The sequence below is a fragment of the Paenibacillus sp. FSL H3-0457 genome (assembly GCF_037981725.1).
Classification (GTDB): Bacteria; Bacillota; Bacilli; order Paenibacillales; family Paenibacillaceae; genus Paenibacillus; species Paenibacillus amylolyticus.
In genome coordinates this window covers 6,920,125-6,929,905 of sequence record NZ_CP150283.1, presented here as the reverse complement: position 1 = coordinate 6,929,905, position 9,781 = coordinate 6,920,125, and the positions used below count along the sequence as shown (strand labels likewise).

Genomic DNA, 9,781 nt, shown 5'->3' with positions numbered 1-9,781 from the left:
TTTAACATTCGAGTTCGTTTCCCTTTAACGCCCGCCCGTATTGGAAGCCCAGACAGGAATCCAACTGTTCGGATAATTGCTATTGGTCAGGGTTGTGTTATAGAGAACTAAATTCCCATCACTTTGCATGACCAGTGTGTCACCCGTTGTGTTAGCCGGTAAGCTGCTCCCGTGATGACCTGGAATCCATGAGGTGGTATTGGGAGACCAAGCAGCTACCTGTACAGAAGTATCGATCATCAAAACTTTATCCCATCCCCAACCGGTGTAATATTCGAATTTACCTGTAGCCGGGTTGAAACCATAACGATAACCATATTGGTAAACGTCTTGATATTTCATGCCATATTTATAGATGACAGGTTTCCCGTACTGTGATTCAAAATTGAACGAAAGAGCCCCACTGTTACTAGTTCCGCTACTCCAGAGAGAAGAACCGTTTTGATAGATAACAAAGTTCCCGTCATTTTGCCAGATGGCTGAGAACCTGCCATCTTGGGAGGTGAGATAGTCACCCTTTGCCATGCTTTGGCCGATCGTGAGTTTATCTCCAAGATAGCCAGCAGAAGCTGTTGCTGGTACGGCAAATGCAAGAATCAACAAGCAAGCCATAAGAACTCGAAAAGATCTGGGAAAAAGTCGTTTGTTCATTGGACACGCTCCTATTTTTCTTATAATGGTTAAAGTTAAATGCATAGAACAACAAATCCTTACAGCTATTGCATGTTTCTGCGTTGTATTCAGTCAGGAGCGGTGAGGTAACACGTCCCCATCTGGTGTAAAACGGGAACTAAGATCTAAAATGCTCCCAACGGTCACCTCCTTTAATAGAAGTGTGAAAATCTTTGATACATATTATGTAATGGGATGTGTGTGTTTTAGGAGATGGAAGCTAAGTGTTTTTTAGTAGAGGAGTTATATCATCAAGTGAAAATACATACTTTATTTTCCATTATAGCAACAAAAAATATAAAAGCCATATTTTTCTATATGAAATTTTGAATCTATTACTTACAACCAATGCGTTATAACTTCTCGTCTCCTGAGCTAGAAAAAAACCTATTATTCGCTTGAATAAATTGAAGCCAAACACTAACTTTGGTGCAGCTCGAGACATAGGTATTCATCTCCTCTATCAATCTCCCAAAATTTTTACATCAATTTTATATATTTAATGATTTTTATGAATTGAACTATGGTAAAATATCTCAGGATCTAAAATTGGAGAGGGGTTTTTTCATTCATGTTTTGGAAAAAAGTTTTGGGTAAAAGCACACTGCGTGTAGCTACTGCTGCACTATTACTCACGCAACTATTGGGCGCAACAGGTTCTGTCTCTGCCGCAGGTAACGATGTAGAAGTACACTTGATTGGAATCAATGATTTCCACGGTCAGTTAGATACCACATCAATCGTGGGTGATAAGAAGGCAGGAACGGCTCCAATTCTAGCAACCTATCTCAAAGAAGCTCAAGCCAAATATGAATACTCTCTACTCTTCCATAATGGGGACTCTGTTGGTGCATCTGCTCCAGCCTCATCTTTGGATCGTGACGAGCCTACCATGGAATGGATGAATATGATGGGCTTTGATGTAGGTTCCTTAGGGAATCACGAATTCGACCAAGGTGTCGCTGCTTTAAAGGCACAGATCTTTGGTGGCCTTGATCCAAAAGAAGGTAAGGTAACACATGCCGGTGCAAAATTTGATTACGTCAATGCAAACGTGATTGAAACTGCCACAGGAAAAACATTGATTAAGCCGTATGTGATTAAAGAAGTGGGCGGAGTTAAAATTGGATTTATCGGACTAGTGACGAAATCCACACCTGCCAAAGTATCTCCATCGGGGACAGCTGGCGTACGTTTCTTAAGCGCAGAAGAAGAAGTGGAAGCCGTTAATAAATATGCTAAAGAATTGCAAGACCAAGGTGTAGAAACGATCATTGTTTTGGCACATGATCCAGCAACAACCAAAGAAGGCGTAACCACTGGAGAAGCAGCTGATCTGGCAAAAGCTTTACCGGCGGACTCCCCTGTTGACGTTATCGTTGCAGGTGACAATCATGCTTTGGCTAACGGTGAAGTGAACGGAAAGTTGATTGTGCAAGCCTACTCATATGGTACGGCGTTTGAAGATATCAAGCTGATGATTGACCCTGCTACCGGGGATGTAACTGAAAAATCAGCGACTGTTACAACGACTTTCCAAGAGGGTGTAAAAGAAGACCCTGAATCTTTAGCTATTATTAAAAAATCATTAGACAAGCATCCTGAGCTGACGAAGCCAGTAGGTACAACGGATGGTTCTGTTACCCGTACAGATGCTTATAATAACGAAGCCCCTCTAGGCAACCTCATTGCAGATTCAATGCGTGAAGCAGACTTTGGGGATGAGGCAAGTGCAGCTGACTTTGCATTTATGAATCCAGGCGGTATTCGTGCGGATCTGCCACAAGGCGATGTGACCTTTGCTGATCTTGCCAAAATCCAACCGTTTGGTAATACTCTAGTAAAACTTGAGCTGACTGGCGAACAGGTTAAAACCTTGTTGCAGCAGCAATGGGGTATCAATGCTGACGGTACACCTAATACCAAAACACTCCAAATCTCTGGTTTGAAATACACTGCAGATTTCAATAAGCCGGTCGCAGAACGCGTTACAGGTCTCAGTCTTGAAGATGGAACAACGATTGATCCTGCAAAAACATATACGGCTGTAGTTAACAACTTTATGGCTGCAGGTGGAGATAACTATAAAGTGCTGCTGGATGCTAAATCATCCCTGGCAGGTCCTATCGATCTGGATGTATTCTACCAATACATCGTAGACACGTATAAAGGCGGTAGCATCGAAGCTAAAAATGAAGGACGTATCACAAACCTGGCTGCATCTACCGAGCCAACAGAAACACCTGTAACAACAGAAGTCATTTCTCGTGCTGAATTTGTAAGTGCTCTGGTCGACATGTTGAAACTTAACGAAGTAGCTACAGCACCTGCATTCAAAGATGTTGCGGCTAATGCTGCATATGCAGATGCGATTGCTGAAGCTACGCATGCTGGATTCATTCAAGGTTATGGTGGAAACTTCTATCCTGATCGGGATATCACACGTGAAGAAGCTGCTACCATTCTTGCTAAATTGGTAAAAGATCAAGCGACTGATAAAGACGCTGCTACAATTATTGCTAGTTTCGAAGATGGTAAATCCGTGTCTGCCTATGCAATTAAACCTATGGCAAAATTGATTGACAAAGGTATTTTTGCTGGAACAGATAAAAAATCACTTCAACCTAAACTAGGTCTGACTACTAAGGATGCAAAAGCATTAATTGAAAAAGCTGTTGCAGCAAAAGCTTCATAATGTAGAACTTATTCAAACTTTATATTAAAACAGAGAAACACATCCTATCGGGCGAATGAGCATTCCTCTACGGATAAACCCTCTCATCAAGTAGTTCTTTAATTGGTGAAAAGGGTTTATCCAGGAGAATGCCATATCCCAATTTAGGATGTTTTTTTTATGCTTAAAATCCATGATTCTATGGAAAAATCCATGTCTGAATTGGCTCTATGCTCTGGTTACCGCTTAGTGTTCAGAATTTGGTAAGGGCTCTACAGTAAAATGGTAAGGCAAGCCATATGAACTTGATGAATTTTATCAGTTTCTGTTGTAAGGATGGAATGGCCAAAGGAAAGGGAAAAAGTTTTTGGTTGTTGCAAAAATTTTAGAAGTGGAGGAGATTTTCGTTTGAAACAAAAACGCAATATAGGTAAACCGTTATTGTCTTTATTTCTGGCAATGCTGCTCGTCTTGCAGACAGTGATATACTCCACCGCCGCATATGCGGAGAGTGTGCCAACCGATTCCGGAATGGAAGCGGTCATTGAATCTGACTCACCGAGTGCCGACGAACCACTTTCGGTACCTGAGGCAGTGAACGACGAACCGCTTTCGGAACCTGAGGCAGTGAACGACAAACCGAATAATTTCGTAGCGATGGCGGCAGTCCCAACGGACAAAACAGCGGTATTTATGGAATCTAATTCAACCTTTCCGCTGGAAGTGACACAGGGGAATGCTGTTATTAATCCAAACGGTATTATTCAGGGTAGACAGCCCTTTACGCTCAAATCGGAAGGTCTCAAGGTACCAGTGAATGGTGATGACCCAAATCCAACTAATGCAGATCCTGAGAAATACATCCAAAAGGGTGACTGGATCGAGCTGAAAAGAGAAGATTACTTCAAGGAAGTGGTGCTGCCAACAGCTACTAAAACCTTGAATGCACAGACGGAATCAGGTACAAAACAGCTGGGTACCGCCTATTTCACTCCAAATAGCATCAAGATTGTATTTAACGGTGAAGATAATTTTTTCAATGGTGTTGGACGAGGTATTGCCTTCAGCTTTGAATCTACTGCCAATGCAGATATAACGGGACTAGCGTATGGCGATAAAAAGCCGATCAACATCTTTGGTGGTGCATATCAGCTAGAGAACCCAGATGTTACAGCAGAGTATAACATTACTTTAAGCTCGCCTGGAATGATCAGGTGGGATCAGTATGGTTACCGCGGGATTCAGCCAGCGCAATTGGTTGAAGGTGCAATTACTTGGGAGTCAAACGTCTCTGCATTCGATCAGTTTGATAAAACAGTCAAATTGCCGTTAGACGGGAAGACATTCTATACGAATCCAGCCACTTATAATACGGGTTTTGGAAATGTCCGTGGTATCTATAAGGAGGGTTCATTCAAAGTAAACGGCCAAAATGTAACGCCAGTCATTGGGGGCGACGGATCGCTGACTTACATATTTCCGCAGGGAACAGGTCTAGATCCAAAGGTTGAATATAAAACATGGATTCCAAAGGAAGCTTATTATTACGAACATCGGAATCCGCCAAACAATCTTGGTCGCAGCTACCGGGACATGAATGGCAAAGTGGAACTGAGACAGGACAACAACATGTTGGTACAGGCAGGTCAGGAGATTTCTTTTGCTCCCGACTGGATTCAAGCCAGCGCTTCGTATGACCATGCGAATGAAACCATTACATGGAAGATCGCGGTTAACCAATATAATAAAAAAGAGTTAAAGGACTTTACCATCACAAATGTATTACCGGCTGGGCTGGAATTTGAATCGGCTGCATGGCAGACATGGGTAGATGGCGCTGTATCTGAAGAAACGCCAATTACACCAGATTCAAACGGCGTGTATTCCTTCGGGGATATTAACGGAAAAGTCGAATTGTTGATTAAAAGCAAGGCGATAAGTGGTTCCAGCTTCCAAATTGACCCTCGTGCCAACTGGAATTTGGATACACCAGGGGTTATACAGAACAACGATGTAATGACGGGTAAAAGACCTATTGCGGTGACAGATGAGGCAGTCGTCAGCATTGGCGCACACACGTTTACAAAAACAGGCGCAGTATCAACCGAGGATTATAACCTGGGCAGTATCACGTGGACCGTTAATCTAGCACCACAGTATGCCTTACCTAACGCGGTAGTATACGATGTCCTTGTGCATGGCGGTGACTTGAACGTCTTGGACAACGCTGTAGATGAAACCAGCGAGGTGAGTGCGGAGACAATTGCGAAAATTAAAGCAAATATCACTTCTGCGCAGCTTTGGAAGCAGTACAAAGCGGGAACTCTGAAGTCGAATGCAACCGGATTGACGATGAAAGCTATTCCATTAACCGTGGACGGTAAAGTGGTGGCGGATTTGATCAAGGTGACCGGATACACCGAAGAAGCGGCATCCTTCAGCTTCCGTGCACTTGAGACCAACCCGAACATTCTCTTCAGACAGGATATTAACGCAGGGAAAACTGTTTCGAATCGGGCTTTGCTCATTGATGGCGAAACCGTAAAAAAAGCAGATAACAGCGCCAACCTACACATGCATATGTTGAACAAGGATATGCTCTTTGCTTCGAGGCCATTAAAAGTAGATGGTACTTTTGACAATGTGACGCCGAATAACGTTAGCAGTTACATTAGAAATGATAACAATGAAGCATGGACAATTTCTGGCTATGACAGGACAACCAAAACGGTCACATTCCGTTTAGGGGTAAATATGCCTGGATATAACACAGAAGAAATGGCTAAGGATGGCGGTAATCGAGTCATTAGTAATATTAAGTTAGTGGATACACTTCCCGAAGGCTGGGAATTCGTTCCTTTCTCTGAAACTAAGGACTTTGAGCTTTGGAAAGGATTTTCGGACAATGGTGCAGGAACAGAATATGGTGTTAGAAACGATGCTAGAACTCTAATTGAACCAGGTACCAGTTCTCATGTAGTCCATTTTTCACACATTGGAAACGAGGGTACTTTCACCTTCTCCAAGTTGGAAAGTCCTTATATCATTCTGGTGAAGGCAAGACCTTCCAATGATGCTCTGCAGAAGTATTTAGAGGAATACACCATCAACGGCACGGACAAACAGGTGCTGTATAACAAAGCCGACCTTCATATGACATGGGGTGGAGTGGAGAAGGTTGTCACCGAACAGCGCAAAGTTATTGTACCTATTCAGACCCTTGGAAAGTCGGTAACTAAGCCAGTTCCAGGAGTGCTGGAATGGACGGTGAACTATAGCCCGCCATTTAACATGAAGCAGGGTGTTTATTTGCAGGATACCCTGGGTGCAGGCATGAATTTGCGTTATGAAGAAAACGGAAAGCTTGTGCTGACATCACCTAGTATGGCAGTCTATCCTGCTAAATTGACCGCAAGCGGCACTCTTGAACGAGAGGGCGCAGCACTGGACCTCAGCGACCCGAATGCTGAAGTTCAAGTAGAAGCTGCACCAGGCACGGGTGGCGCTACGGTTCTAACATTTAAAATGGACGACCCTAATCAGCTTTACCAGTTTGTGTACCAAACAGAAGTTGATCCATCTAAAGCGAAAGCTGGAGACACAATGGGCAACGAGGTAAAACTGGAGGGCGATGACAATCTGAAATCTGTCAGTGCCAGAAGCGAAAGTACGCTGGACAGTTCGGACGTGGCCGGCAGTTCAAGTTCCAATGCTCTGTTGCCTCTGAAAAAGGTAGATCCCAATGGCAATCCGCTAAAAGACGTAGAGTTTACACTCTATAAGAAAGACGGCGGAACTATAATCACCAAAGGAAAAACCGATAGCGGAGGGAAACTTAATCTGCTATTCCCTGATCCAGGGTATTATGAGCTGAAAGAAACTTATATTGACACCAATACTTGGCTACCAACTACAAGGGTATACCAAGTATATGTAGGGAATACGCCAGGGAAGCCCATCTGGGTAGACGGGGTGAAATTAACCTCTGATAATCCACTGATCGTGCCTACACCGGCCCAAGGCAAGCTGACCATTACCAATAAGGTGGAAGGCAACGGCAGTGATCCGGACAAAGAGTTCGAGTACACCGTGACCATCACCGGCGAAGGTAAGGACAGAGAGTATACCTATAAGAAGTCGGATGATACGTTTGGCACGATCAAGAGCGGAGGCAAGATTGCCCTTAAGCACGGGGAATCTGTGACGTTCCCAGCCTTGCCTGCGGATCTGGTCTATACCGTAACCGAGGCTGATTATACATCCGTTGACGGTTATACGACGATACCGGGTACGAGAGAGCTGTCTGGCTCAATCGTGAATAAAGGTGATCACAAGGCGGATTTCATCAATGAACGGACCGTTAACAAGCTGACCATCAGCAATACGGTCATGGGCAACGGCGGCGATAAAACGAAGGAGTTCGAGTACACCGTCAACTTTGAGGATACAGGCAAAGAGGAAAGTTACTCTTACTTGAAGACGGACGGCAGCACAGGTTCGATCAAGTCCGGCGGTAAATTCCGCCTTAAGGATGGAGAGGCACTGGATATTTTGGGTTTGCCTAAGAATCTGAAATACACAGTTACCCAACAAGATTACACAACCGATGAATACATGACTACTCCTGAAGAACGGTACTATACCGGGGTCATGAAAGGCATTGATGAAGATGCCCCATTCACGAACGTGCGAGTTTTGAAGGGCGGCCTATTAATCAGCAACACAGTTAAAGGCAAAGATGAAGACAAGAAGAAGCTGTTTAAATACACGGTTGCCTTCACCGGCGAGGGATCGGACGAATCCTACGTCTATGAGAAATCAGACGGCAGCAAGGGCATGATCAAGAGCGGTGAGAGCTTTGAGCTTACAGATGGCCAGACGCTCATTGTCCAAGGGCTTCCAACCAATCTTCAGTACAAAGTGACCCAAGATGATTATACGCAAGATGGCTATGTGACTGATCCAAAAAGTCTCACTCACATTGGCACTATTCCAGAGAAAAAATGGTCTGAAGCACATTTTGCCAATACCCGACCGTATCTGGAAGGCGTGTTGCGTAACAATAACACAGGAGAAGTCATTCCGAATGCACCGATTACGGTAACCGATCTGAAGACAGGCGAAGAGATTCAGACACAGACGAATGAGAAGGGTGAATATTCAATTCCAGCCGTAGCGGATACCGACTATACGATCAGATATACGAAGATGTATCGGGTAGGCGGTAAGGATGTACCTGTTGAATTTACGCAGAAAGCAAATGTAAACAGCAGTGTAACGGACGAGACTGTTCCAGCGGACATTACGGCCGTGGGGATCATTCTGTTCAAACAACTGGATGGAACAACAGTGCTATTCAACGATTTGTTGACTAGCCAGATGCATATCTATTTGAAAGACAAGGATGGCATTTATGTTAAGGAAAACGGCCAACCTAAAGCATTTCCTATGGCTTCGAATGGAACTTTCTCTGTGGAAGGGCTAAGCGAGCAAAAGTACACAATGGAAGTTCGCTATCAAGCTGAGACCGGCGAGGAATTGCTCCTCAAAGTGGCGCAACTTGACGTTAAAGCTAACGGAGAACTGAATATTTCAGAGGAGTTAGTCGACCCTTACGGTACGGTCTATGATGAAACGACAGGAGATGCCGTCACTGGCAAGAAAATTGATGGAGCCAAAGTTACACTGTATTATGCGGATACGCAGCGGAATAGAGATAACGGCCGCATTCCGGGTACGAAAGTAACGCTTCCAAAGGTTCCAAATTTCCCACCGTACGACAACGAGAGCCCGGAGCAGAGTAGTGATGCAGATGGCTTCTATGCGTACATGGTGTTTCCTGAGGCGGATTACTATCTGATCGTAACGAAGGACGGATACGAAACGCACACAAGTGGTACGATTTCAGTCGATTTTGACATTGTCAGGTACGATGTGCCAATGAAGCCGATTAGTTCTGGTGGCGGCACCGGCGGCAATGGTAATAACGGAGGCGGCACCGTAACACCTGGTCCAGGTACCGTAACACCTGGTCCAGGTACCGTAACGCCAGGTCCAGGCACGGTAACGCCAGATCCGGGCACGGTAACGCCAGATCCGGGCACCGTAACGCCAGATCCGGGCACGGTAACGCCAGATCCGGGCACCGTAACGCCAGATCCGGGCACGGTAACGCCTGAACCGGGCACGGTAACGCCTGAACCGGGCACCGTAACGCCTGAACCGGGCACTGTAACGCCTGACCCAGGCATCGTAACGCCTGAACCAAGCAATGGTAACGATCAGCTTAAGAACGATAGCAACGAGTTGGACGATGCTCCGAAAACTGGAGATAACAGCGTATCGCCATTCTTGTATATGGTTTTGGCGCTGATGTCCTTAATGACGATCGGGTTCTGTCTGCTCGGGTACAAGAAGAAAAAGCACATCCAGTAA

Annotated in this window: 3 protein-coding genes; 2 read left to right on the top strand and 1 reads right to left on the bottom strand. The window is 44.8% G+C overall.

Annotation, left to right across the window (positions count from 1 at the left end; all coding sequences use genetic code 11):
- Positions 1–24 precede the first annotated feature (24 nt).
- On the bottom strand, positions 25–651 hold the full coding sequence (locus MHH25_RS30430; protein WP_051447237.1) for a hypothetical protein: 627 nt from the start codon (positions 649–651) through the stop codon (positions 25–27).
- A gap of 592 nt (positions 652–1,243) precedes the next feature.
- Here MHH25_RS30430 and MHH25_RS30425 point away from each other — a divergent pair.
- Both MHH25_RS30425 and MHH25_RS30420 read left to right on the top strand, forming a co-directional pair.
- Complete coding sequence (locus MHH25_RS30425; protein WP_036611844.1) at positions 1,244–3,367, top strand: 5'-nucleotidase C-terminal domain-containing protein; 2,124 nt, start codon at positions 1,244–1,246, stop codon at positions 3,365–3,367.
- 387 nt (positions 3,368–3,754) lie between these two features.
- A complete protein-coding gene (locus MHH25_RS30420) occupies positions 3,755–9,781 on the top strand; it encodes a carboxypeptidase regulatory-like domain-containing protein (RefSeq protein WP_340018813.1) in 6,027 nt (2,008 codons plus the stop codon).

Bases quoted from the DNA above. Each gene is read 5' to 3' on its own strand.
- MHH25_RS30430 (WP_051447237.1), bottom strand. From the start codon at position 651: ATGAACAAACGACTTTTTCCCAGATCTTTTCGAGTTCTTATGGCTTGC.
- MHH25_RS30425 (WP_036611844.1), top strand. From the start codon at position 1,244: ATGTTTTGGAAAAAAGTTTTGGGTAAAAGCACACTGCGTGTAGCTACT.